Origin of the sequence: Neisseria sp. P0014.S002, assembly GCF_051958295.1 — a bacterium.
GTDB classification, from domain to species: domain Bacteria; phylum Pseudomonadota; class Gammaproteobacteria; order Burkholderiales; family Neisseriaceae; genus Neisseria; species Neisseria flavescens_B.
Window position 1 is genome coordinate 411,102 of the sequence record NZ_JBQCVO010000002.1, and the last position, 22,135, is coordinate 433,236.

23 protein-coding genes and 2 tRNA genes are annotated in these 22,135 nt (G+C 48.6%); 15 read left to right on the forward strand and 10 right to left on the reverse strand.

The window, feature by feature from the left end:
- Window positions 1-87: 87 nt before the first annotated feature.
- On the reverse strand, window positions 88-1,227 hold the full coding sequence (locus ACTHSX_RS04195) for a phospholipase A (RefSeq protein ID WP_440376904.1): 1,140 nt from the start codon (window positions 1,225-1,227) through the stop codon (window positions 88-90).
- A gap of 168 nt (window positions 1,228-1,395) precedes the next feature.
- The gene (rpsT, locus tag ACTHSX_RS04200) at window positions 1,396-1,659 is read right to left on the reverse strand and encodes a 30S ribosomal protein S20 (RefSeq protein WP_002212556.1); all 264 of its coding nucleotides are present in this window, start codon (window positions 1,657-1,659) and stop codon (window positions 1,396-1,398) included.
- Window positions 1,660-1,967: 308 nt separating this feature from the next.
- Between rpsT and ACTHSX_RS04205 the strand changes: the two genes are divergently transcribed.
- Window positions 1,968-3,110 carry an extracellular solute-binding protein gene (locus ACTHSX_RS04205; RefSeq protein ID WP_137041143.1) on the forward strand — a complete coding sequence of 381 codons (1,143 nt, stop codon included), beginning with the start codon at window positions 1,968-1,970 and terminating at the stop codon, window positions 3,108-3,110.
- Between the two features lie 75 nt (window positions 3,111-3,185).
- Here the strand turns inward: ACTHSX_RS04205 and ACTHSX_RS04210 are convergent, their stop codons facing one another.
- Window positions 3,186-3,617 carry an EamA family transporter gene (locus ACTHSX_RS04210; protein ID WP_003680126.1) on the reverse strand — a complete coding sequence of 144 codons (432 nt, stop codon included), beginning with the start codon at window positions 3,615-3,617 and terminating at the stop codon, window positions 3,186-3,188.
- Between the two features lie 180 nt (window positions 3,618-3,797).
- On the opposite strand from ACTHSX_RS04210, the gene ACTHSX_RS04215 reads away from it, so the two are divergent.
- Window positions 3,798-5,474 carry a formate--tetrahydrofolate ligase gene (locus tag ACTHSX_RS04215; RefSeq protein ID WP_440376905.1) on the forward strand — a complete coding sequence of 559 codons (1,677 nt, stop codon included), beginning with the start codon at window positions 3,798-3,800 and terminating at the stop codon, window positions 5,472-5,474.
- A gap of 65 nt (window positions 5,475-5,539) precedes the next feature.
- On the opposite strand, the gene ACTHSX_RS04220 is transcribed toward ACTHSX_RS04215, so the two are convergent.
- Together ACTHSX_RS04220 and fba are read right to left on the reverse strand one after the other, a co-directional pair.
- Window positions 5,540-6,469 carry a glycosyltransferase family 2 protein gene (locus ACTHSX_RS04220; protein ID WP_440376906.1) on the reverse strand — a complete coding sequence of 310 codons (930 nt, stop codon included), beginning with the start codon at window positions 6,467-6,469 and terminating at the stop codon, window positions 5,540-5,542.
- Window positions 6,470-6,597: 128 nt separating this feature from the next.
- Window positions 6,598-7,662: a class II fructose-bisphosphate aldolase gene (gene fba / locus ACTHSX_RS04225; protein ID WP_003686828.1), complete on the reverse strand. Its 1,065-nt coding sequence runs from the start codon at window positions 7,660-7,662 to the stop codon at window positions 6,598-6,600.
- Between the two features lie 150 nt (window positions 7,663-7,812).
- Between fba and ACTHSX_RS04230 the strand changes: the two genes are divergently transcribed.
- From ACTHSX_RS04230 to ACTHSX_RS04265, 8 genes are all read left to right on the forward strand, one after another.
- Window positions 7,813-8,241, forward strand: coding sequence for an acyl-CoA thioesterase (locus ACTHSX_RS04230; protein WP_440376907.1), 429 nt, complete (start codon window positions 7,813-7,815; stop codon window positions 8,239-8,241).
- A gap of 1 nt (window position 8,242) precedes the next feature.
- Window positions 8,243-9,139, forward strand: a complete 897-nt coding sequence (locus ACTHSX_RS04235; RefSeq protein ID WP_440376908.1) for a tyrosine recombinase XerC — start codon at window positions 8,243-8,245, stop codon at window positions 9,137-9,139.
- 352 nt (window positions 9,140-9,491) lie between these two features.
- Entirely contained in the window at window positions 9,492-10,421 is a 930-nt protein-coding gene (locus tag ACTHSX_RS04240; protein ID WP_440376909.1) for an energy transducer TonB, read from the forward strand.
- Between the two features lie 102 nt (window positions 10,422-10,523).
- Window positions 10,524-11,183, forward strand: a complete 660-nt coding sequence (locus ACTHSX_RS04245) for a MotA/TolQ/ExbB proton channel family protein (protein WP_063076153.1) — start codon at window positions 10,524-10,526, stop codon at window positions 11,181-11,183.
- A 3-nt stretch (window positions 11,184-11,186) separates the two neighbouring features.
- Window positions 11,187-11,624 (forward strand): ExbD/TolR family protein, encoded by a 438-nt coding sequence (locus ACTHSX_RS04250; RefSeq protein ID WP_003686804.1) that lies wholly within the window; start codon window positions 11,187-11,189, stop codon window positions 11,622-11,624.
- Window positions 11,625-11,757: 133 nt separating this feature from the next.
- Window positions 11,758-13,419 (forward strand): electron transfer flavoprotein-ubiquinone oxidoreductase, encoded by a 1,662-nt coding sequence (locus tag ACTHSX_RS04255; RefSeq protein WP_070630613.1) that lies wholly within the window; start codon window positions 11,758-11,760, stop codon window positions 13,417-13,419.
- Window positions 13,420-13,502: 83 nt separating this feature from the next.
- Window positions 13,503-14,354 (forward strand): dihydropteroate synthase, encoded by an 852-nt coding sequence (gene folP, locus ACTHSX_RS04260; RefSeq protein WP_440376910.1) that lies wholly within the window; start codon window positions 13,503-13,505, stop codon window positions 14,352-14,354.
- Between the two features lie 93 nt (window positions 14,355-14,447).
- Window positions 14,448-14,523: transfer RNA gene (locus ACTHSX_RS04265), tRNA-Ile, on the forward strand.
- 628 nt (window positions 14,524-15,151) lie between these two features.
- Here the strand turns inward: ACTHSX_RS04265 and ACTHSX_RS04270 are convergent.
- Entirely contained in the window at window positions 15,152-15,610 is a 459-nt protein-coding gene (locus tag ACTHSX_RS04270; RefSeq protein ID WP_440376911.1) for an RrF2 family transcriptional regulator, read from the reverse strand.
- A 146-nt stretch (window positions 15,611-15,756) separates the two neighbouring features.
- Here ACTHSX_RS04270 and ACTHSX_RS04275 point away from each other — a divergent pair, with 146 nt between their 5' ends.
- Together ACTHSX_RS04275 and ACTHSX_RS04280 are read left to right on the forward strand one after the other, a co-directional pair.
- Window positions 15,757-16,137, forward strand: a complete 381-nt coding sequence (locus ACTHSX_RS04275; RefSeq protein ID WP_137041134.1) for a hemerythrin domain-containing protein — start codon at window positions 15,757-15,759, stop codon at window positions 16,135-16,137.
- A gap of 86 nt (window positions 16,138-16,223) precedes the next feature.
- A complete protein-coding gene (locus ACTHSX_RS04280) occupies window positions 16,224-17,381 on the forward strand; it encodes an NnrS family protein (protein ID WP_440373084.1) in 1,158 nt (385 codons plus the stop codon).
- A 103-nt stretch (window positions 17,382-17,484) separates the two neighbouring features.
- Here ACTHSX_RS04280 and ACTHSX_RS04285 read toward each other — a convergent pair.
- From ACTHSX_RS04285 to ispB, 3 genes are all read right to left on the reverse strand, one after another.
- Window positions 17,485-17,559, reverse strand: a tRNA-Arg gene (locus ACTHSX_RS04285).
- An 18-nt stretch (window positions 17,560-17,577) separates the two neighbouring features.
- Window positions 17,578-18,024 carry a DUF441 domain-containing protein gene (locus tag ACTHSX_RS04290; RefSeq protein WP_440376912.1) on the reverse strand — a complete coding sequence of 149 codons (447 nt, stop codon included), beginning with the start codon at window positions 18,022-18,024 and terminating at the stop codon, window positions 17,578-17,580.
- Between the two features lie 4 nt (window positions 18,025-18,028).
- Window positions 18,029-19,003: an octaprenyl diphosphate synthase gene (ispB, locus tag ACTHSX_RS04295; RefSeq protein ID WP_070850774.1), complete on the reverse strand. Its 975-nt coding sequence runs from the start codon at window positions 19,001-19,003 to the stop codon at window positions 18,029-18,031.
- A 262-nt stretch (window positions 19,004-19,265) separates the two neighbouring features.
- On the opposite strand from ispB, the gene rplU reads away from it, so the two are divergent.
- The 3 genes from rplU (at window position 19,266) to ubiM (ending at window position 21,333) form a co-directional block, all read left to right on the forward strand.
- On the forward strand, window positions 19,266-19,574 hold the full coding sequence (gene rplU, locus ACTHSX_RS04300) for a 50S ribosomal protein L21 (protein WP_002216394.1): 309 nt from the start codon (window positions 19,266-19,268) through the stop codon (window positions 19,572-19,574).
- A gap of 27 nt (window positions 19,575-19,601) precedes the next feature.
- A complete protein-coding gene (gene rpmA / locus ACTHSX_RS04305) occupies window positions 19,602-19,874 on the forward strand; it encodes a 50S ribosomal protein L27 (protein WP_002212328.1) in 273 nt (90 codons plus the stop codon).
- 274 nt (window positions 19,875-20,148) lie between these two features.
- Window positions 20,149-21,333: a 5-demethoxyubiquinol-8 5-hydroxylase UbiM gene (gene ubiM / locus ACTHSX_RS04310; RefSeq protein WP_293212161.1), complete on the forward strand. Its 1,185-nt coding sequence runs from the start codon at window positions 20,149-20,151 to the stop codon at window positions 21,331-21,333.
- 68 nt (window positions 21,334-21,401) lie between these two features.
- On the opposite strand, the gene ACTHSX_RS04315 is transcribed toward ubiM, so the two are convergent.
- Entirely contained in the window at window positions 21,402-22,079 is a 678-nt protein-coding gene (locus ACTHSX_RS04315; RefSeq protein ID WP_070585051.1) for a 7-cyano-7-deazaguanine/7-aminomethyl-7-deazaguanine transporter, read from the reverse strand.
- Between the last annotated feature and the right edge of the window lie 56 nt (window positions 22,080-22,135).

Genomic DNA, 22,135 nt, shown 5'->3' on the forward strand with positions numbered 1-22,135 from the left:
AGTATTTTAAACGAATGGCTTGTTTTGTTTTATTGTTTCAGACGGCTGCGTTGATTGCACAGGCCGTCTGAACAATATGGGGGGAAATTAGATTCCGTCCCAGTCGTTGAACATCAGGCCGAAGCCGATGCCGTTTTGTTTGTGGTTGTAGTCAATCAGGCTTTCGCCGTAGCCGTGGAAACCGCGGACAACGCCTTTGAGTTTGCCTTTAATTGGGAAGGTGTAAGCAGCTTCAACGGCACCACGTCCGCTTTTCGGGTTGTAACGCAGGACGGAATAAACATTTTGTTTGTCATTGAAGCGGTATTGGACTTTCAAGTCGCCGTAGCCCATGTATTTGTTGATGTCCGGATTGTCGTCGTCGTCTCCTTTTTGGTCAAAGGCGCGAATCCAAACTCTAGGAATGACGGTCAGTTTGCCCCATTCCATGCCAGCCATGGCGTAAACGCGGTTCCATGAGCGGGATTCGGGGCGGCTTTGACCGTTGGACTGGTGAACAAAACCTGCACCGACCATACGCAGTTTGCCGCCGAAAGGCAGGTCTGCTTTAACGGGTTGGGTAATGAAGATTTCAGGTTCGTAGTCGGTGTTGCGGAACGGAGCGGATTTGCGGCCTTGGTTGAAGATTTGCCAGTCGGATTTTTGGGTGTAGCCAAACCATACGTCGGCACGGGTTTTGAATAAATCTTCGGCAATCTTGCTTTTGAAGGAAACCTGCATTTTGGTTTCGAGGCGTTTCTGCTCGCTGAATTTTTCCTGCGTGGTTACGCCGCGACTGGGGGATTCCGGGTGGTAGTTGGGACTGCTGTTGTACCAAACGGGCATGAGGTACATAGGGTTGTGCTCGCGTACGCTCAACAGGCCGCGTATGTCGTTTTTATCCAAATCGTACATCAGGCTTAAAGGCGTGTAGCTGTCGGCAGTTTCGCTTAATACGTCGTCTGAAATATTCGGATGGGTAGGGTTGTCGAATACGATGGCAGCTTCTTTTTTCTCAATGCTTTTACGGATGCTTTGTTCGAGGTCAACCGGTGTTTTGGCGGTTTCGGTTTGCGCTTGCGGCAGTGGGGATTGAGGGGGAAGTTGCGCCGAGTAGATGTTGTCGTAACACGCCAAACGGGTAGCGTTGTCTTGAATGGTGGTGCAGTGTAGGGCGGTATCGGCGGCGGCCAGTGGAGCGGCGACAATGAATCCGATACTTAGGGAATGTTTCAACATCTTGTTCATGAGAGTTTCCGTTGTTTTTCAGACGGCCTGATGAAAGGGTAAATAGGTTTATTTAGTCGGTTTGGGCGGTGAATACGGCAATGCCCCTGAAAGGCAAGACCTCAGGGGCATCGTATCAGCTCGATTATCCTGCTTTGGTTGTCAGGATTTCCGGCATCTGCGTCAGTATTAAGCCAAAGCTTTTACTTTAGCAGACAGACGGCTTTTATGACGGGCTGCTTTGTTTTTGTGGAATACGCCTTTGTCAGCGATACGGTCGATGACTTTAACGGATTCTTGGTAAACTGCTTGAGCAGCAGCTTTGTCGCCAGCTTCAACTGCTTTCAACACTTTTTTCACAGCGGTACGGAATGCAGTACGCAGGCTGGCGTTGTGGGCGCGTTGTTTAACCGACTGGCGGGCACGTTTGCGGGCTTGTGCGCTGTTTGCCATATTGAATATCTCCTGAAAAATAAATTCTGTAAACGCGCAATTTTAAAGACAGATTTCCTTATATGCAAGCTTTTTCTCTATAAACGCGCGCAAATCAGCCGTATTTTGCCCAAAAACGACAGCCGGTGCAACGCTTTTGGGAAAAAGATGATGTTGCTTTGCCTTATTTCAATAAAAATCAGATGGATATTGCTTTTCGTTTGCTTACGTTTCCATTACAATAGCCTAACTCTGCGCCGGGGTGTTTATGGGGTGCAGGGTTTCTTATTTATTGACATTAACCACTCTTTCATCAGGAATCTGCCCGTATGAAAAAATCTGTATTAGCCGTATTGGCCGCATTGTCTTTGGCCGCGTGCGGCGGTGGCGAGAAAAAAGCCGAGCAACCTCAAGCAGGCAGTGCGCCTGCTGCCAATGCCGAGGCAGCCGCTACCGATACTTTGAATATCTACAACTGGTCAAACTACGTTGACGAAAGTACAGTCGAAGACTTCAAAAAAGCCAACAATTTGAAGCTGACTTACGATTTGTATGAAAACAACGAAACGCTGGAAGCCAAAATGCTGACCGGCAAATCCGGCTATGACTTGGTTGTGCCGGGTATTGCCTTCCTGCCGCGCCAAATTGAGGCAGGTGCATACCAAAAAATCAATAAGGATCTGATTCCGAACTACAAAAACATCGACCCTGAATTGCTGAAGATGTTGGAAACTGCCGACCCGGGCAATCAATACGCCGTTCCTTATTTCTCCGGTGTGAACACTTTGGCGATTACTGCGAAAGGTAAAGAGCTTTTGGGCGGCAAGCTGCCTGAAAACGGCTGGGATTTGCTGTTTAAACCTGAATACACCAACAAGCTGAAATCTTGCGGCATTGCTTTGTGGGATACCCCGAGCGAAATGTTCCCAATCTTGTTGAACTACTTGGGTAAAGATCCTAAAGGCTCAAATCCTGAAGATTTGAAAGCGGCGGCAGAAGTTTTGAAAACCATCCGTCCTGACGTGAAACGTTTCAGCCCTTCCATCATTGATGAATTGGCGCGCGGCGACATCTGCTTGGCGGCAGGTAACGGCGGCGACTTGAATTTGGCCAAAGCGCGTTCTGAAGAAGTGAAAAACAATGTCGGCATCGAAGTGTTGACTCCGAAAGGCATGGGCTTCTGGATCGAATCTTGGCTGATTCCGGCCGATGCGAAAAACGTCGTCAATGCCCACAAGTACATCAACTACACGCTGGATCCCGAAGTGGCTGCGAAAAACGGTATCGCCGTAACCTTCGCGCCGGCCAGCAAACCTGCACGCGAAAAAATGCCTGCCGAGTTGGTGAACACACGTTCTATTTTCCCGAACGAGCAAGACATGAAAGACGGTTTCGTCATGCCTCAAATGAGCGCGGATGCGAAAAAACTGTCCGTCAACTTGTGGCAAAAAATCAAAGTTGGTTCAAATTAATTTTGAGTTGATTGTTTGAAGCAAAGCAAAGGCCGTCTGAAATTTTTCAGACGGCCTTTTTTAATGTTCCAATCTTTATCGTTTCAAAGCCAAAGTCAATACGCCTGCGGTTACCAAGCCTAAGCCTATCCACTCCTGCGTGCTTGGCCGTTCGTCTAAGAAAACGACGGCCATCAGGGCGACCAAGACCAGGCTGAATTTGTCGACGGGTGCGACTTGCGAGGCGTTGCCCAGTTGCAGGGCCTTGAAGTAGGCGAGCCAAGAGGCGCCGGTAGCGAGGCCGGATAGGATGAGGAATGTCCAGTTGCGACCGGTAAAGCCGTTCACGCCCTGCCATTTGCCGGTGTAGGTTAAAAACAATACCAAAGCGGCGAGGATGACTAAGGTGCGGATAAAGGTGGCGAAATCCGAATCTATGCCCTGTAAACCCATTTTGGCGAAAATGGCGGTCAATGAGGCGAAGCCTGCCGATGCCAATGCCCAAAACAGCCATGCGTTGCTGCTCATAATTTTATTCCTTTGTTTCAAATTGTTGACAATATGAATCCGCTTGTTGAGGAAATATCAAAATTTTCACTGCGGTTTGTCTTTGGAAAACGCTATAATAGAACTAATATTCTTTTTCTTCCAGCTGTCTTTAATTGTATTGTTTCAGACGGCCTTTCCCTCTCTCAATAAAGGAAAATCATGAGCTTCAAAACCGATGCTGAAATTGCCCAGTCTTCCACCATGCGCCCGATTGGTGAAATTGCCGCCAAGCTGGGTTTGAACGTTGACAACATTGAGCCCTATGGTCACTACAAAGCTAAAATCAATCCTGCCGAGGCATTCAAGCTGCCGCAAAAACAAGGCCGTCTGATTCTGGTTACCGCCATTAATCCGACTCCTGCGGGTGAGGGTAAAACCACTGTAACCATCGGTTTGGCGGACGCATTGCGCCATATCGGCAAAGACTCGGTGATCGCCCTGCGCGAGCCTTCTTTGGGTCCGGTGTTCGGCGTCAAAGGCGGTGCGGCAGGCGGCGGCTATGCCCAAGTTTTGCCGATGGAAGACATCAACCTGCACTTCACCGGAGACTTCCATGCCATCGGTGCGGCGAATAACTTGCTTGCCGCCATGCTCGACAACCATATCTATCAAGGCAATGAGCTGAACATCGATCCGAAACGCGTGCTGTGGCGTCGCGTGGTCGATATGAACGACCGTCAGTTGCGCAATATCATCGACGGTATGGGCAAACCTGTTGACGGCGTGATGCGTCCTGACGGTTTCGACATTACTGTTGCCTCCGAAGTGATGGCGGTATTCTGTCTTGCCAAAGACATCAGCGATTTGAAAGAGCGTTTGGGCAACATCCTTGTCGCCTACGCTAAAGACGGCAGCCCTGTTTACGCCAAAGATTTGAAAGCAAATGGCGCGATGGCGGCATTGCTCAAAGATGCGATTAAGCCTAACTTGGTGCAAACCATCGAAGGCACTCCGGCCTTTGTACACGGCGGCCCGTTCGCCAACATCGCCCACGGCTGTAACTCTGTAACGGCCACCCGTTTGGCGAAACACCTTGCCGATTACGCCGTAACCGAAGCAGGCTTCGGCGCAGATTTGGGCGCGGAAAAATTCTGCGACATCAAATGCCGTCTGGCGGATTTGAAACCTGATGCGGCTGTTGTCGTGGCTACTGTCCGCGCTTTGAAATACAACGGCGGCGTGGAGCGTGCCAACCTTGGCGAAGAAAACCTTGATGCTTTGGCAAAAGGCCTGCCTAATCTGCTGAAACACATTTCCAACCTGAAAAACGTATTCGGCCTGCCTGTGGTGGTTGCCATCAACCGCTTCGTGTCCGACTCCGATGCCGAGTTGGCCATGATTGAAAAAGCCTGCGCGGAACACGGCGTTGAAGTTTCCCTGACCGAAGTATGGGGCAAAGGCGGCGCAGGTGGTGCAGACTTGGCGCACAAAGTCGTTAACGCCATCGAAAACCAACCCAATAACTTCCGTTTCGCCTACGATGTCGAGTTGAGCATTAAAGACAAAATCCGTGCGATTGCCCAAAAAGTGTACGGCGCGGAAGATGTTGATTTCAGCGCGGAAGCATCTGCCGAAATCGCTTCACTGGAAAAACTGGGCTTGGACAAAATGCCTGTCTGCATGGCGAAAACCCAATATTCTTTGAGCGACAACGCCAAACTCTTGGGCTGCCCCGAAGGCTTCCGCATTACCGTGCGCGGTATTACCGTTTCTTCCGGTGCAGGCTTCATCGTTGCGTTGTGCGGCAATATGATGAAAATGCCGGGTCTGCCGAAAGTTCCGGCTGCCGAGAAAATCGATGTGGACGCAGAAGGCGTGATTCACGGCTTGTTCTGATTTAGATTGATTTTGAAATAGATAAAGGCCGTCTGAAACCGAGGTTTCAGACGGCCTTTTATGATTTAAGTGAATTTCAACTGGCTTTTTAAGAAATTGAAGAACTGGTCTATCATACCGAACAACGTATTGCGGTCTTCGCCAAACAAAGAAATGCTGCGGTCTTTGCTGATTCTGTCATAAGCGGCAAAAATGGTTTTCAGCTCTTCGGTGGTCAAGCGCAGTTGCTTTTCATGCAAGATTCGGCTTAAGAGTGTGACTTCTACTGGGTTCAATTCAGGGAAAAGGTGGCTGAACCACAATTCCATGGTGTATTGGACGGATCTGTTGATTTTGTCTCTTTTTTTGCTTTCTTGAGCGGTGTGTATCCTGTAAGACAACAAAGACTCGGGCAGGTTGGCAAAGGTTTTGCCATGTAGGGCGCATTGCACCCACATATGGAAATCGGGCGCAGTTTCTGTCGCGGTGTAGTTTATCTCAAGGTTTTTAATGCTGTCGTGCCGCCACATGGTGGTGGGGTTGAACATGTTTTGGGCGGCAAAGGAGAGAAAGGCTTTAATGTCTTTGTCGAGCAGGGGGAGGTCGCTTAAAACGGGTTCTCTTCCGGTTTGGTCATCAAAAAAGATGGTGGCTTGGCTGCCGACAATATCGATTTCAGGATGGCTGTCTAAAAACTGAATTTGTTTTTCAAAACGATCCAAGGCGCAAATATCGTCCGCATCCATTCGTGCCACATATTCGACCTCTACGTCTTTGAGCATATCCATGGCAAATTGGCAGGCAAACGGCTCGCCCCTGTTTTCCGGAAGATGGAAAACCTGCAAACGTGAATCTTTGGCTGCATAAGCCTCGAGGATTTCACCGGTTTTGTCTGTTGAAGCATCGTTGATGGCGATGACGAAAAAGTCGCGGAATGTTTGATTCAATACCGAATCCAAACATTCGGGCAAATAAGCTTCGGCGCAATAGGCCGGCAAAATAACGGCGAGTTTCATGTTTGCTTTCGATGTGTTTTGATGTGTGGTCGGTGGAAGATTTTACTATAAATTTCCCAAAAGCTAAGGCCGTCTGAAACCTTATTGCCAAGTTTTCAGACGGCCTTAGTGTGAATCCGATATACGAATTATTTAACGATTTGGTTCAATTCGCCTTTGGCATATTTGGTTGCCATTTTTTCCAAAGAAATCGGTTTGATTTTGTCGGCTTGGCCTTCGCAACCGAATGCGAGGTAGCGGTCGAGACAGATTTGTTTCATGGCTTCGACGGTTTTGCTCAAGTATTTGCGCGGGTCGAATTCGGATGGGTTTTCTGCCATGAAGCGGCGGATGGCACCGGTAGAGGCGAGGCGCAAGTCGGTATCGATGTTGACTTTGCGCACGCCGTGTTTGATGCCTTCGACGATTTCTTCAACCGGTACGCCGTAGGTTTCACCGATTTTGCCGCCGTGTTCGTTGATGACTTTCAGCCATTCTTGCGGAACGGAGCTGGAGCCGTGCATCACGATGTGGGTGTTCGGCAGGGCTTGGTGGATTTCTTTGATGCGGTCGATACGCAATACATCACCTGTGGGCGGACGGGTAAATTTGTATGCGCCGTGGCTGGTGCCGACGGCAATAGCCAATGCGTCAACGCCGGTATCTTTAACGAAACGTACGGCATCTTCAACGCTGGTCAGCATTTGGTCGTGGGAAAGTTTGCCCACTGCGCCTACGCCGTCTTCTTCGCCGGCTTCACCGGTTTCGAGGTTGCCCAATACGCCGATTTCGCCTTCAACGGACACGCCGCAAGCGTGGGAGAAGTTAACGACGGTACGGGTGGCATTGACGTTGTATTCGTAAGAAGAAGGGGTTTTGCCGTCTTCCATCAGCGAGCCGTCCATCATTACAGAGGAGAAGCCCAGTTGGATGGAGCGTTGGCACACGTCAGGAGATGCGCCGTGGTCTTGGTGCATTACCACAGGGATGTGCGGGAATTCTTCGACTGCTGCTAAAATCAGATGGCGCAGGAATGGGGCACCTGCGTATTTGCGTGCGCCTGCGGATGCTTGAACGATAACGGGGGCGTTGACTTGGTCGGCCGCCTCCATGATGGCGCGCATCTGTTCGAGGTTGTTAACGTTGAATGCGGGCAGACCGTAGCTGTTTTCGGCTGCATGGTCCAATAATTGGCGCATGGATACGAGTGCCATGAGGAGCTCCTGAGGTAGTGAAGGGTAAATTTATCCGATAAATTATAATGTTTTTTGAAATGAAAAACTACAAGCTGTTACATTGTTTTTATATATTAACGAACAGGGTCTCGGTTTATAATGGCAGAGTATTGAAAACGGGTGTGCAAAATGGATAGGATTTCGGTGGCCGAGTGTGATAAGCCTTTGTTTCAGACGGCCTTGACGGTGCAGGTGGGCGATGTGAACTATGGCGGTCATCTGGCGAACGATGCGGTGTTGCGTTTGTGCCATGAAGTAAGAATGCGTTGGCTGGCGACATTGGGTTGGAGCGAAATGGATGCCGGAGGGGCAGGCCTGATTATGGCGGATGCGGCGGTGCAGTATTTGGCGCAAGGTCATCATGGCGATGAGCTGTCGGTAGAAATGGGAGCGGCGGGCGTGGTCGGAGTGGGCTTTTCTTTGCTGTACCGTATCCGCAGGATTTCAGACTGCCTTGTGCTGGCGAAAGTGCAGACAGGCATAGTGTGTTTCGATTATGGCAAGCAACGAGTTTGCCGTCTGCCTTCGGCATTGAAAACGGTATTGGAGGCCGTCTGAAATGGCGGAATCAAACAATTTTGCGCTTCATCTTGAACGCTATCTGAAAACCTTGCTGCAACAAGGCAAGTCGGAGCATACCATTTCCGCTTATCGGCGCGATTTGAGTGAATTGATGCGCCTGTTGCCCGATAATTTTGAAAACGGCCTGCCGACGCGCCGTGATTTTGTGGCAGTATTGAAAAAGCTGTCGCAAAAGGGCTTGAGCGAAAGCAGCTTGGCGCGGAAATTGTCGGTGTGGAGGCAGTATTGTAGTTGGCTGGTGCAGATAGAAGTCATGGAAAGCGACCCGACATTTAATATGAAAGCGCCGCGCCTGCCTGAACGCCTGCCTAAAGCGTTGCCGCAAGAGCCTTTAAACCATATTCTTGACCATGCGCCTGTTGATGACGAGTTGGATGTGCGCGATAAGGCCATGTTTGAATTGATGTATGGCAGCGGTTTGCGCCTGAGCGAGATACAAGGTTTGAATCTGGACGGTATCGTCTTGGACGAAGGCTGGGCCAGTGTGAAGGGTAAAGGCGGCAAGCAGCGGCAAGTACCTTTGGTGGCTAAAAGCATTGCGGCATTGCGCGATTATTTGGCGGTGCGTATTGCCAAAGAGGGCGAACAGGCCTTGTTCACCAATAAGAACGGTGGCAGGCTGGGGCAACGTCAAATCCAAAAACGCCTGCAGGCTTGGGCGGTGCGCGTGGGCAGTGCCAGTCATATCTCGCCGCACATGATGCGTCACAGCTATGCAACCCATCTTTTGCAGGCATCGGGCGATATCCGCGCTGTGCAGGAATTGTTGGGACACAGCAATCTTTCCGCTACGCAAGTTTATACAAAGCTGGACTTTGATCATTTGGCGCGCGTTTATGATGAGGCGCACCCAAGGGCGAAACGGAAAAAATAATTTTGTTTGAGTCAGGCCGTCTGAAAGAATGTTTTCAGACGGCCTGATGTTTTATGAATAAAAAATACAGATAATTTGAAACCATTTGAATTTTTATCGGTCTGATGAGGTTTCAATATTGGTCTGATGTGCGGATAGCATAAAGATTGTAAGAAGCGAAGGCTTTTGCAATACCGTTTATCTTTTCAGATGACCGCTTGTTTGATAATATTAGTAATGAGAGCTAATATCATATTATGATATGCAGCCTTTAAAACAGCAGGTCTATAAACTTTCTATATAAGCATTAATGCTTATTTTGACTGTAAAACGACTTGCAAACGGGAATTGTTGCTATTAACATAACGGAATTATGGATAAAAAACGAATTTTAACTCCAGCCGTCGTGACTTCCGTTGCGTTGATTCACGTCGGCTTGGTTGCACTTTTATGGCACGCGCACAAACCGCCTCCTGTCGAAATGGCGAATATTGAATTTGTCGATTTGGGCGATTTCGGCGGTGGCGACGGCAGCCCTGAGGGCGAAGGGGCACCAGCCGCACCCGAGCCAACCCCTGAACAACCGAAACCCAAGCCGAAACCCAAACCTAAGCCTGTCGAGCCGCCCAAACCCGTTATCAAACCTGTGGTAACGAAAAAAGAAAAAGCGGATATCGTACAGCAAAAGGAAAAACCGAAACCTATCGAAAAACCTAAGCCCGAGCCTAAGCCGGAACCCAAACCTGAGCAGAAGCCCGAGCCAAAACCTGAACCAAAACCAGAGCCGAAGGCAGAACCTAAACCATCTCCCAAAGCATCTGAATACTCAGGCAGCAAAACCGGACCGAATACTGCGGAAAACGGTAAAGGCAACGGCGAAGGCAAAGCCTTGGGCGGAGAAGGAAAAGGCAACGGCGGCGGTACGAAAGGTACAGGCAGCGGCCGTGGCGAAGGCAGCGGATCCGGCAGCGGCGGTGCGAAAGGCGAACATGGTTCCGGTACCGGTGGCGGAGGTGGTGGCAGCGGTACAGGTGCCGGCAGCAGTAAAGGCAATCCTGCAAAAGGAACCTGCCATATTCCAAGACCTCCGTATCCTTCACTATCTACTGAAAATGGTGAAGAAGGCTTGGTTGTTTTGAAAGTCTTGGTTGGTCCCGGCGGTAAAGTGGATTCAATCAGTGTAAATAAATCAAGTGGTTATAGTCGTCTGGATAATGCAGCGCGTAAAGCCGTTAAAGATGGCAGCTGTAATGCAAGCGTTTGGACTGAATTTAAAGTACCTGTCAAATTCACGCTCGAATAAGTATCTAGGCCTAAGCTGATTGATTAGAAAATATATGCTGTTGGGAAATGATTTTAAATGACCCGATAGGAATTTTAATTTTATTTTTAACTTGGAAAAATTATGGATTTAAGTTTAGTTTTCAAATCAGGTGATGTGGTACTGATTGGTGTATTTGTCCTGATGTTGTTGATGAGTGTGGTAACTTGGAGCGTCATTGTGATTCGCTGCATCAAATACCGCAAAGCGAAAAAAGGCAATGCTCAGGTAAAAGAGTTGATGCTGAATGCGTTTACGCTGGCTGATGCCGTACAAAAAGCCAAAGCGGTAGAAGCACCGATGAGTAGTGTTGCCGATGAGTCTCTGCGCGCATACCAAAACTACCGTCAAACGACGAGCAAATCGCTGATTGACGAATTGCCTTTGAACGAATACTTGGTCGTTCACATCCGTAACAGTTTGACCCAAACCATGCGCCAGTTCGACTACGGTATGACCGCTTTGGCCTCCATCGGTGCAACCGCTCCGTTTATCGGCCTGTTGGGTACTGTTTGGGGTATTTACCATGCCTTGATCGGCATCAGCGAAAGCGGCCAGATGAGTATTGCTGCGGTAGCCGGTCCGATTGGCGAAGCTTTGGTATCGACTGCTGTCGGCCTGTTTGTGGCGATTCCGGCCGTATTGGCGTACAACTTCCTCAACCGTGGTACAAAAACCATCGCGCAAGATATGGACGCATTTGCACATGACCTGCATGTCCGCCTCCTGAACCAAAAGGACTAAACCATGGCTTTCGGATCAATGAATTCCGGCGATGATGCGCCGATGTCGGATATTAACGTTACACCTTTGGTGGACGTGATGCTGGTGTTGCTGATTGTATTTATGATTACCATGCCGGTGCTGACCCACTCGATTCCTTTGGAGTTGCCGACTGCTTCGGAAAAAGCGGCGAAAGAAGATAAGCAGCAACCTAAAGATCCTTTGCGTTTGAGCATTGATGCCAGTGGTGCTTACGTCGTTGGCGGCGATTCGGATACCAAAGTGGATTTGGCAACGGTAACTGCCAAGCTGAAAGAGGCCAAAGCGAAAAACGAAGATGTGATTGTGGCGATTGCGGCGGATAAAGCGGTTGAATACGATTATGTCAACCAAGCCTTGCAAGCGGCGCGCGAAGCTGGTATCAGCAAAATTGGTTTTGTAACGGAAACCAAGGCGCAATAATCCTTTTGAACACAATAAAGGCCGTCTGAAATTTGAGTAAAGTTTCAGACGGCCTTTTGTTGTATTTGGTAACTATATGTCCAGGCTGTATAATTAGCGGATTAAATTGAATAATGACAATACAGGAACCACTATGACAGAAACCATCAAACGCGACAGTATGCAATACGATGTCGTGATTGTCGGCGCAGGCCCGTCGGGTTTGTCTGCCGCCATCAAACTCAAGCAGCTTGCCGAAAAGAATGGACGCGAAATCAGCGTTTGCGTGGTGGAGAAGGGTTCGGAGGCCGGTGCGCACTCGCTTGCAGGCGCCATCATCGATCCGATTTCTTTGAATGAGCTGATTCCTGATTGGAAAGAAAAAGGAGCGCCGCTGACGCGTACAGTGACGAAGGACAGGGTTTTGTTCCTGACCGAGAAAAAAGCCTTCAACCTGCCGGTTACCCCGAATTTCGACAACCATGCGAACTATATTGCCAGCTTGGGCGAAGTCGTGCGCTGGTTGGCGGAGCAAGCGGAAAATTTGGGCGTGGAAATCTATCCGGGCTTTGCCGCCGCCGAAGTGCTGTATCACGAAGACGGTTCGGTTAAAGGCATTGCGACCGGCAATATGGGCGTGGGCAAAGACGGCGAGCCGACCGACAGTTTCCAGCCCGGCATGGAGCTTTGGGCGCAACAAACCATATTTGCCGAAGGCTGCCGTGGCTCGCTTTCCAAGCAAATCATCGAACGCTTCCAGCTCGACCAAAACAGCGAGCCGCAAACTTACGGCTTGGGCATTAAAGAAATTTGGGAAGTGCCGTCTGAAAAACATCAGCCCGGTTTGGTCATGCACAGTGCAGGCTGGCCGCTAGACAGCAAAACCTACGGCGGCTCGTTTATTTATCACTTTGATGACAACAAAGTCGCTGTCGGCTTTGTGGTCGGTTTGGATTATCAAAACCCTTATCTGTCGCCGTTTGAAGAGTTCCAACGTTTCAAAACCCATCCTGAAATCCGCAAAACCTTTGAAGGCGGCCGCCGTATCGCGTATGGCGCGCGTTCGCTGATTGAAGGTGGTTTGCAAAGCCTGCCGAAACTCTCGTTCAAAGGCGGCGTTTTGGTCGGCGATGCGGCGGGTTTCCTCAATATGCCGCGTATCAAAGGTATTCATACTGCGATGAAATCCGCTATGCTCGCCGCAGAAGCCGTGTTCCCCTTGTTGGAAAACCTTGAAGAAGTGGAAAGCTTCGACAGCGGCAAAGAGGCAGTGGATTATCAGCAACGTTTTGAACAAAGCTGGCTGTATCAAGAGCTTTACGCCGCGCGCAATGTCCGTCCGTCATTCAAATGGGGCGTTTACCTCGGCTCAATCTATACCGGTATCGACCAGATGATTTTCAGAGGCAAAGCCCCGTGGACTTTGAAACATCACGGCAAAGACAACGAGCAGCTCAAAAAAGCAGCCGAATGCAAACCGATTGATTATCCGAAGCCCGACGGCGTGTTGACCTTCGACCGCTTGAGCAGCGTGTTCCTTGCCAACCTTGCGCACGAAGAAAACCAGCCCGACCATTTGGTGCTGAAAAATCCGCAGGTCATGATAGACGTAAACTACAAAGAATACGCCTCGCCCGAAACCCGCTATTGTCCGGCTGGTGTATATGAAATCGTCGAAGAAAACGGCAGCCCGCGCCTGCAAATCAACGCCGCCAACTGCGTACACTGCAAAACGTGCGACATCAAAGACCCGACGCAAAACATCACTTGGATTTGTCCCGAAGGCGCAAGCGGGCCGAATTACGGCGGAATGTAATTGACTGTTTGAAGTCAAAACCTAAAGACCGTCTGAAAAATTTCAGACGGCCTCTATCCTATTATTTCATCAATGGACGCATTATGAACACACGCATTTGGCAGGCAGGCCGATTTGAAATCGCCTTGGACAAACCGAAAATCATGGGCATCGTCAATCTGACCCCCGATTCATTATCCGATGGCGGCACCTATTCGCAAAATGTCTCAACAGCATTGGCACATGCCGAGCAGCTGCTGAAAGACGGCGCGGATATTCTTGATATCGGCGGCGAATCTACCCGCCCGGGTTCGGATGGTGTTTCTCTCGAAGAAGAATGGGCCAGAGTGCAGCCGGTTTTGGCGGAAGTGGCCAAGTGGAATGTTCCCGTCAGCTTGGACACGCGCCACACGGCAATCATGGAAAAAGCCTTGGCGCAAGGCGGCGTCGATATTATCAACGATGTTGCCGCATTGAGTGATGAAGGCGCAGTCGCATTATTGGCGCAACAGCCGAAGACAGGCGTGTGTCTCATGCACATGCAGGGTTTGCCCAAAACCATGCAGCTTAATCCGCAATATCAAGATGTCGTCGAAGAAATCGCGCGTTATTTAAAAGCACGCGCGGCAGAATGCGTTCAAGCAGGCATTGACCCTGAACGCATCACGCTCGACCCCGGCTTCGGTTTCGGCAAAAACCTGCAACACAACATTACCCTGATACAACATTTGCCTGAGTTGATGGAAGCAACCGGATTCCCCCTTCTGATCGGCATATCGCGCAAAAGCATGATTGGCGAGCTGACAGGCGAACAAGATGCCGCCAAACGCGTACACGGCAGCGTCGCAGCCGCTTTGGCCACAGTGGCTAGAGGCGCGCAAATCATCCGTGTTCACGATGTCAAAGCAACATCGGACGCTTTGAAAGTTTGGGAAGTATTGGGCGTATCGGCATAATGTCCGAATAGAAAACCAACAGGCCGTCTGAAACATTTGCCCGGCATCTTGAACAAGCAACAAGTTATGCTATAATCCGCTTCTACTCTTGACGGGTCTGTAGCTCAGGGGTTAGAGCAGGGGACTCATAATCCCTTGGTCGTGGGTTCGAAACCCACCGGACCCACCAAATATTAAAAATGCCCGAGGCTTTTGGCTTCGGGCATTTTTGTATTTATTGGTTTGTGAAGGGTTGGAATATAATGTCGAGTATAGCAATTTGGTTATGTCGTCCAATATATTTTTTAGGGAAAATTCTTTTTAAAAAAGAAGGAGTAGTTTGGTGGAGTTATTGCCTTATTTTCTGTTTTGTTTAATATTTTTTTATTTTATTGCAATTATAATTAATTCAGTAATGGTATATAAAATATTAAAATCAGAAGGGGTGGATATAGGTTTTTTTGAATATCTATTTATTGGAAGTATGCAATTTAAATTTTTCAGAGTGCTGTTTGGAATACAAAAAATATCCAATAAATTTTATTTGAAAATATTAAGAATAAATTTTACGGTTGCTATGATTATTCTTATTTTATGGTTTTCTGTTGTCTCATATTTGACGTATTCAGTATAAAAATTAACCTATCAAATGAAAGTCGTTTATTTAAGCCGCAGGGTTTTTTATAAACCAATACCGTCTGAAAATCTTAATTTCAGACGGCATTTTTTATTTTTCCGAGTAATACCACATGCGCCTATATCGAAAGGCTGATGATTATTTCGATATAGCTGGACTGTTTTTCAGACGGCCTGAAGACTTAATCAACTATTCGGCTTATTTCGTTGATGGGGATACGCGGGGTATAGAGTATGTCGTAGGTTGGTTTGTCCAAAAGATCTTGCAGGGAGTATTGATCTAAATGGTTGAAGAAGGCTTTGATGGCGCCGGTAATGATGCCGGTTAGTCGGCAGGATGGGGTGATAAGGCATTCGTTGTTGTCGCCCATGCATTCGACAACCTGCATCGGCTCAAGATGGCGGACGACTGCGCCGATGTTGATTTTTTCAGGAACATCCGCCAAGCGCAAACCGCCGCCTTTGCCGCGCACGCTGACCAGAAATCCGCCTTTGACTAATGAGGTAACCACTTTCATTAAATGGCTTTTGGAAATATTGTAAGTCTCGGCAATGGTGCTGATATTGACGAGGGTGTCATCATTGATGGCGGTATAAACCAATACGCGCAATCCGTAATCGGTATGTTGGGTCAGATACATGGCTGGCTCTTTAGATATTTTTATTATATGTCAAAAGCGTATTGCTTGGAGAGGGGCTGTTTGACTTTATGTGGGATTGGGTTTCATAATATCTGAAACATTTAAATTAATCCAGTTTGACAAACTGTTGCCATTATAACGAACTTATGAAACCCTTGAAACGCCACCCTGCCTTAATAGAACTTTCCCGTGAGCATCATGGCTCGCTGTCGTTGTGCGTCCGTCTTCTGCGTACGCCGGAGCAAAGCCATCAAGCAGAGCTGGATCCTCATTTTGCGGAACTTGAGCCACATTTTTTGGAAGAGGAAACCATGTTCGCGCCGTATTGGGATAAGGTTGATCCGGCGTTGAGGCAGCGTTTTGAAGGCGATCATGCCAAGTTGCGTGCGATGATGGCTCATCCTGAATATATGAATGAATCATGGAATAAGGATTTTGCGGTAACTTTGCGCGATCATGCGCGTTTTGAGGAACGCGAGCTTTTTCCTGCGATTGAACCTTTTTTGCCTTTGCCTGAGAATGTGTAATAGGAAAGGGAATCGATGGCCGTCTGAAAAGTTTCAGACGGCCTCTGTTGCTGTTTTATGATGATATAAAAATTGAAGGAACCACCATGAACGATTTGTTCAAACATCCCGTATGGGCAATGGCCTTCCGCCCGTTTTATTCGTTGGCGGCTTTGTATGGCGCATTGTCTATATTGCTTTGGGGCTTCGGCTATCAGGGTACGCCTGAATTGCCGGGTTTGTATTGGCATGCCCATGAAATGATTTGGGGCTACGCCGGATTGGTTGTCATTGCATTCTTGCTGACAGCAGTGGCAACTTGGACTGGCCAGCCGCCCACGCGCGGTAAGGCGTTGGCAGGTTTGACCGCATTTTGGCTGCTTGCGCGTTTGTGTGTGTTTATTCCCGGCTGGGGTGCAACGGCAAGCGGCATATTCGGCACGATCTTTTTCTGGTATGGCGCGGTGTGCATGGCTTTGCCGGTAATCCGTTCTCAAAACAAGCGCAACTATGTTGCCGTATTTGCTATTTTTGTTTTGGGCGGTACCCATTTTGCGTTCCATATGAAAATGCAGCCGTTTGATGCCATCGCACTGATGACCGGTTTGCAATCCGGGTTGATTATGGTGGCCGGTTTTATCGGTTTGATCGGTATGCGGATTATCTCGTTCTTTACGTCCAAACGGTTGAACGTGCCGCAAATTCCCAGCCCTCAGTGGGTAGCGCACGCATCGCTTTGGCTGCCTATGCTGACTGCTATGATGATGGCTCATAACATATTGCCGAAATTGGCTGCTTTATGCTCTATTGCTGCAGGTGTGATTTTTACCGTACAAGTATATCGTTGGTGGTATAAAGCCGTACTGAAAGAGCCTATGCTTTGGATTTTGTTTGCCGGCTATCTGTTTACAGGTTTGGGCTTGATTGCTGTCGGTCTTTCTTATTGGATTTCAAGCTTCTTGAATCTGGGCGTACACCTTATCGGCGTTGGCGGTATCGGCGTGCTGACTTTGGGTATGATGGCACGAACTGCGCTTGGCCATACCGGCAACTCTATTTATCCGCCACCTAAAGTGGTTCCTGTCGCCTTTTGGCTGATGATTGCCGCAACGGTTATCCGTGTTTTGGCTACCTTTGTGAGCGGTACGGCATACACGCACAGTATCCGTTGCTCCGCCGCTTTGTTTGCCGTGTCTCTGCTGTTGTACGCATGGAAATATATTCCTTGGTTGATCCGTCCGCGTTCGGATGGTCGTCCGGGTTAACGGTTTGGCAAAATGAAAAGGCCGTCTGAAAAGTTTCAGACGGCCTTTATTTGTTGATAATAAAAAAAGCCTTTCAAAGTATGAAAGGCTTTTATTGAAATAGTGGCCTCGCCAACAGGAATCGAACCTGTATTTTACGCTTAGGAGGCATACGTTCTATCCGTTGAACTATGGCGAGGCGTTAAAGGAGGGGATTTTAAACCTTTCCGGCAACAAAAGACAATAAGCCCGCGGCAATCAAAGGGCCGACCGGAATGCCGCCGACGAAGGCAACGCCGATGACTGTGCCGATTAATAATCCGGTTACCAAAACAGGCTGTTCGCTCATCAATGGAACACCGCGTCCGGCAAGCCAAGCGACAAATATGCCGATAAGGACGGCGGCAATCATTTTGAAATTGAGAAACTCGGACAGCGGCGGAATCTGTATTTTGCCGGAAACCAGCGGACTCAATACGCCGATGGTCAGTATAATGATGCCCACTTGCAAGCCGTGTTTTTCCACGAAGGGAATGTATTGCGACAAAGCGGTTTGCTGCATCAGCAATAAGACGGACGCCGAAATCGTAATCGAGTTGTTGTTGCTGACAACGCCTAAAAAAATCAGCGTAACCAGAAACAAAGGGACAAAGCTGAAATTCATTGGATTAAGATACTCGAGCCAAGGATTCTTTTGCCAGTTGGATCATGGCATCTTTGACTTCGCTGTCAGGCAACACGTCCAATGAAGCGATGGCTTTGTCGACGGCTTTTTTCGCCTCGGAAATCGAATACGGCAAAGCGTCGGAGTTGACGACATAGTCGTGAATTTTTTCAAAATAACTGCGGTCGGCATTTTCCAAAGCATGGCGCACATCGTTGGCTGCCTGCTCGGAGCCGTTTCTCATCAGGTAAATCAATGGCAGGGTAGGTTTGCCTTCTGCTAAATCGTCGCCGACGTTTTTGCCGATTTCTTCGGTTTCGCCAGAATAGTCCAATACATCGTCAATGATTTGGAAAGCCGTACCGACATACATGCCGTAGTCTTTCAAGGCTTGCTCGTGTTCAGGGGAAGCCTTGCCCAAAATTGCACCGACTTGCGCGGCAGCTTCAAACAATTTGGCTGTTTTGTATTGGATAACTTGGACGTATTGCTCTTCGGTAATATCCGTATTACCGATGTTCATCAGCTGCATGACTTCGCCTTCGGCGATGATGTTGGTCGCATCTGCCATCACTTCCAAGATACGCATGCTGCCCGAACCAACCATCAGTTGGAAGGCGCGTGTATATAGGAAGTCGCCGACCAAAACAGCCGCCGCGTTGCCGAAGAGGTTGTTTGCCGTTTTACGGCCGCGGCGCAACTCGCTTTCATCGACGACATCGTCGTGCAGGAGGGTGGAGGTGTGGATGAATTCCACCATTGCTGCCAGCGAGTACAGTTTTTCATCGTCATGCCCGACTGCTTTGCCTGCCAAAATGGTAATAATCGGACGCAGGCGCTTACCGCCCGCGCTGATGATGTATGTGCCGATTTGCGAAATCAGCGCAACATCGGATTGAACAGCTTGGTTGATGACCGCATTAACTTTGGCAAGGTCATCGGGCAGGTGGCGTTGGAAGTAAGGCAGGTTTTCGAGCATAAAACATTCTCTGTTGATAAAACGGAGCGGGGCTCCAATGAATCTGTTTAAACCCGTACATTCGGTCGGGGTAATAACGTTGCATAAAGATATCAGCAATCCAGCGCGTGATTATATCAGTTAAAAAGCATGCAACATATCTTTCAGACGGCCTTTTCACTTGTAAATAAAATAAATTTTGACAAAACAGGCAAATAGAAATAGAATAGCTCGTTTCGCACATGGTGTGCGGAATGTTAACCTAATTCTCATGGAGTTGAGTATGTACGCGGTCGTAAAAACCGGCGGTAAACAATACAAAGTTTCCGTTGGCGAAAAATTGAAAGTAGAACAGATACCAGCCGAACTCGACAGCCAAATCGAACTGACTGAAGTTTTGATGATTGCTGACGGCGAATCTGTAAAAGTAGGCGCACCTTTTATCGAAGGCGCAAAAGTAACAGCTAAAGTCGTTGCTCATGGTCGTGGCGAGAAAGTACGCATTTTCAAAATGCGTCGTCGCAAACACTACCAAAAACGCCAAGGCCATCGCCAAAATTTCACCCAAATCGAAATCGTGGCAATCGCCTAATTTCAAGTAAGTTCAGGAGTATTACAAATGGCAAGTAAAAAAGCAGGCGGTAGCACCCGCAACGGTCGCGATTCAGAAGCCAAACGCTTGGGCGTTAAAGCCTACGGCAACGAGCTGATTCCGGCAGGCTCTATCATCGTTCGTCAACGTGGTACTAAATTCCACGCAGGTGACAACGTAGGCATGGGCAAAGACCACACTTTGTTTGCTAAAGTCGACGGTTACGTTGAATTCAAAACCAAAGGCGCGCTGAACCGTAAAACCGTCAGCATCCGTCCTTACACCGGTTCTGAAGAATAATCGTTTTACGATTGAAAGCCGCATTCCTTTTCGGAATGCGGTTTTTGTTTGTCAGACTGTTTTGTCTGTTTGATAAAATCCGTATGTCGTGAAGCTTGATTTATATTAAGGCCAAAGTAAAAACGTGCTTATAATCGATGGCCTTTGTTTTATTCTATTGACTCTTTCTATATAATCTATCAAATGCCTTTGATTTACCCTCATGTAGCTAAACACAGTAAACTTAAGGCCGTCTGAAAAAATCCGTATCAGTTGAATACAAGGAATTCCTCCCATGAGCTTACATAGTGATATTCTCGTCGTCGGCGCAGGCCCTGCCGGATTAAGTTTTGCCGCAGAGTTGGCCGGAAGTGGCTTGAACATAACCCTGATTGAAAGAAGTCCTTTAGAAGTGTTGCAAAATCCGCCGTATGATGGCCGTGAAATCGCACTGACGCACTTGTCGCGCGAAATCATGCAGCGATTGGGTATGTGGGATTTGATTCCAAAAGACGAAATTTATCCTTTGCGCGATGCCAAAGTGTTGAACGGTCATTCCGATTACCAGCTCCATTTCCCGCAACCGACTCAGGCGCGCGGCGAGCCTGCAGACTGCTTGGGCTATTTGATCTCCAACCACAATATCCGCAAAGCCGCTTATGAAGTCGTGTCCAAATTGGACAACGTCAAAATTCTGACCGGCACCAATGTTAAAGAAGTCAAAACTTCTGACGATGAGGCGCAAGTTATTTTGGAAAGCGGCGAAGTATTGACCAGCCGTCTGTTGTTGGCCGCCGATAGCCGTTTCTCGCAAACGCGCCGTCAATTGGGCATTTCTTCCGATATGCACGATTACAGCCGTACCATGTTTGTGTGCCGCATGAAGCATACTCTGTCCAACCTGCATACCGCCTATGAATGCTTCCACTACGGCCGTACCATTGCGTTGCTGCCTTTGGAAGAACACTTGACCAATACAGTGATTACGGTGGACAGCGATAAAGCCGAAACGATTAAAAACATGTCGCCGGAAGAATTGGCGGCCAGTGTGAAAGAGCAACTCAAAGGCCGTTTGGGCGATATGGAACTGGTCAGCACCATTCACAATTATCCTTTGGTCGGTATGATTGCCCAACGTTTCTACGGCAAACGCAGCGCGTTGATCGGCGATGCCGCAGTCGGTATGCATCCGGTTACTGCGCACGGCTTCAACTTGGGTCTGGCAAGTGCCGATCTTTTGGCTAAATTGGTTCTCGAAGCCGAGCAACGCGGTCAGGATATTGGTGCGAAGAGCCTGCTGGAAAAATACAGCACCAAGCATATGCTACACGCCCATCCGATTTACCACGGCACCAATATGCTGCTGAAACTCTTTACCAATGAAACTGCTCCAGCAAAACTGCTGCGCGGTTTGGTATTGCGTGCAAGCAATAACTTCCCGCCGCTGAAAAAACTGATTACCAAACAATTGACCGGTTAATCATTTGAAAACATAAAAGGCCGTCTGAACGATCAAAGTTTCAGACGGCCTTGTTTTTTATCTACTGCTTATTCGGCTAAAACCGATTCGGGCATTTCTTGACGGACGTTTAAGGAAGTCAGTTTTTTGGTCAAGATGCTCAATACGATGCCGTAGGCAGGCAGGAAGAAGAGGGTGCAGATGGCGAGTTTGAACAGATAATCGACAAATGCGATGCCCTGCCAGTTTGCCGCCATAAATTCATCGTTGCTCGCATAAAAGGCAACGGCGAAAAACACCAGCGTGTCCAAAGCATTGCCGACAACGGTGGAAGCGGTGGGGGCAATCCACCATGATTTCAGACGGCGTAATCTGTTGAACACGAAAATATCGAGGATTTGCCCGAGCGCATAGGCGGAAAAGCTGGCCAATGCGATACGGCCGACGAAGGTGTTAAATTCGGCCAAAGATGCCCAGCCTGTCCAGTTGCCGTCATGAAAGAGGACGGAGAAGACGTAAGAGAGCAGCAGGGCGGGGAACATTACCCAAAAAATAATCCGTCTCGCCAACGGCGCACCAAAAATGCGCACGGTCAGGTCGGTAGCGAGGAAGATAAAGGGAAAGGAAAATGCGCCCCAAGTGGTAAAGATACCGAAAATTTGAAAGGGGAACTGCACCAGATAGTTGCTGGCGGCAATAATAAAAATATGGAAAAGCACCAGCCAGAAGAGCGCTTTCTTCTGCTGTGCGGCGGTAAATTCGTACATGGAAATCTTTCGGAAGTTTTTCAGAAGGTATGAAGCCTTGCGAGACTGTGCAATAG

Excerpts from the sequence above, each read along its gene's own strand:
- ACTHSX_RS04195 (WP_440376904.1), bottom strand. The coding sequence starts at position 1,227 with ATGAACAAGATGTTGAAACATTCCCTAAGTATCGGATTCATTGTCGCC.
- ACTHSX_RS04280 (WP_440373084.1), top strand. The coding sequence starts at position 16,224 with ATGAACGATTTGTTCAAACATCCCGTATGGGCAATGGCCTTCCGCCCG.
- fba (WP_003686828.1), bottom strand. The coding sequence starts at position 7,662 with ATGGCACTCGTATCCATGCGCCAATTATTGGACCATGCAGCCGAAAAC.
- ACTHSX_RS04270 (WP_440376911.1), bottom strand. The coding sequence starts at position 15,610 with ATGTATCTGACCCAACATACCGATTACGGATTGCGCGTATTGGTTTAT.
- ACTHSX_RS04215 (WP_440376905.1), top strand. The coding sequence starts at position 3,798 with ATGAGCTTCAAAACCGATGCTGAAATTGCCCAGTCTTCCACCATGCGC.
- ACTHSX_RS04235 (WP_440376908.1), top strand. The coding sequence starts at position 8,243 with ATGGCGGAATCAAACAATTTTGCGCTTCATCTTGAACGCTATCTGAAA.
- ACTHSX_RS04250 (WP_003686804.1), top strand. The coding sequence starts at position 11,187 with ATGGCTTTCGGATCAATGAATTCCGGCGATGATGCGCCGATGTCGGAT.
- ACTHSX_RS04315 (WP_070585051.1), bottom strand. The coding sequence starts at position 22,079 with ATGTACGAATTTACCGCCGCACAGCAGAAGAAAGCGCTCTTCTGGCTG.
- ACTHSX_RS04205 (WP_137041143.1), top strand. The coding sequence starts at position 1,968 with ATGAAAAAATCTGTATTAGCCGTATTGGCCGCATTGTCTTTGGCCGCG.
- ACTHSX_RS04220 (WP_440376906.1), bottom strand. The coding sequence starts at position 6,469 with ATGAAACTCGCCGTTATTTTGCCGGCCTATTGCGCCGAAGCTTATTTG.
- ispB (WP_070850774.1), bottom strand. The coding sequence starts at position 19,003 with ATGCTCGAAAACCTGCCTTACTTCCAACGCCACCTGCCCGATGACCTT.
- ACTHSX_RS04290 (WP_440376912.1), bottom strand. The coding sequence starts at position 18,024 with ATGAATTTCAGCTTTGTCCCTTTGTTTCTGGTTACGCTGATTTTTTTA.
- rpsT (WP_002212556.1), bottom strand. The coding sequence starts at position 1,659 with ATGGCAAACAGCGCACAAGCCCGCAAACGTGCCCGCCAGTCGGTTAAA.
- ACTHSX_RS04230 (WP_440376907.1), top strand. The coding sequence starts at position 7,813 with ATGGATAGGATTTCGGTGGCCGAGTGTGATAAGCCTTTGTTTCAGACG.
- rplU (WP_002216394.1), top strand. The coding sequence starts at position 19,266 with ATGTACGCGGTCGTAAAAACCGGCGGTAAACAATACAAAGTTTCCGTT.
- ACTHSX_RS04210 (WP_003680126.1), bottom strand. The coding sequence starts at position 3,617 with ATGAGCAGCAACGCATGGCTGTTTTGGGCATTGGCATCGGCAGGCTTC.
- folP (WP_440376910.1), top strand. The coding sequence starts at position 13,503 with ATGAACACACGCATTTGGCAGGCAGGCCGATTTGAAATCGCCTTGGAC.
- ACTHSX_RS04275 (WP_137041134.1), top strand. The coding sequence starts at position 15,757 with ATGAAACCCTTGAAACGCCACCCTGCCTTAATAGAACTTTCCCGTGAG.
- ACTHSX_RS04245 (WP_063076153.1), top strand. The coding sequence starts at position 10,524 with ATGGATTTAAGTTTAGTTTTCAAATCAGGTGATGTGGTACTGATTGGT.
- ACTHSX_RS04255 (WP_070630613.1), top strand. The coding sequence starts at position 11,758 with ATGACAGAAACCATCAAACGCGACAGTATGCAATACGATGTCGTGATT.
- ACTHSX_RS04240 (WP_440376909.1), top strand. The coding sequence starts at position 9,492 with ATGGATAAAAAACGAATTTTAACTCCAGCCGTCGTGACTTCCGTTGCG.
- ubiM (WP_293212161.1), top strand. The coding sequence starts at position 20,149 with ATGAGCTTACATAGTGATATTCTCGTCGTCGGCGCAGGCCCTGCCGGA.
- rpmA (WP_002212328.1), top strand. The coding sequence starts at position 19,602 with ATGGCAAGTAAAAAAGCAGGCGGTAGCACCCGCAACGGTCGCGATTCA.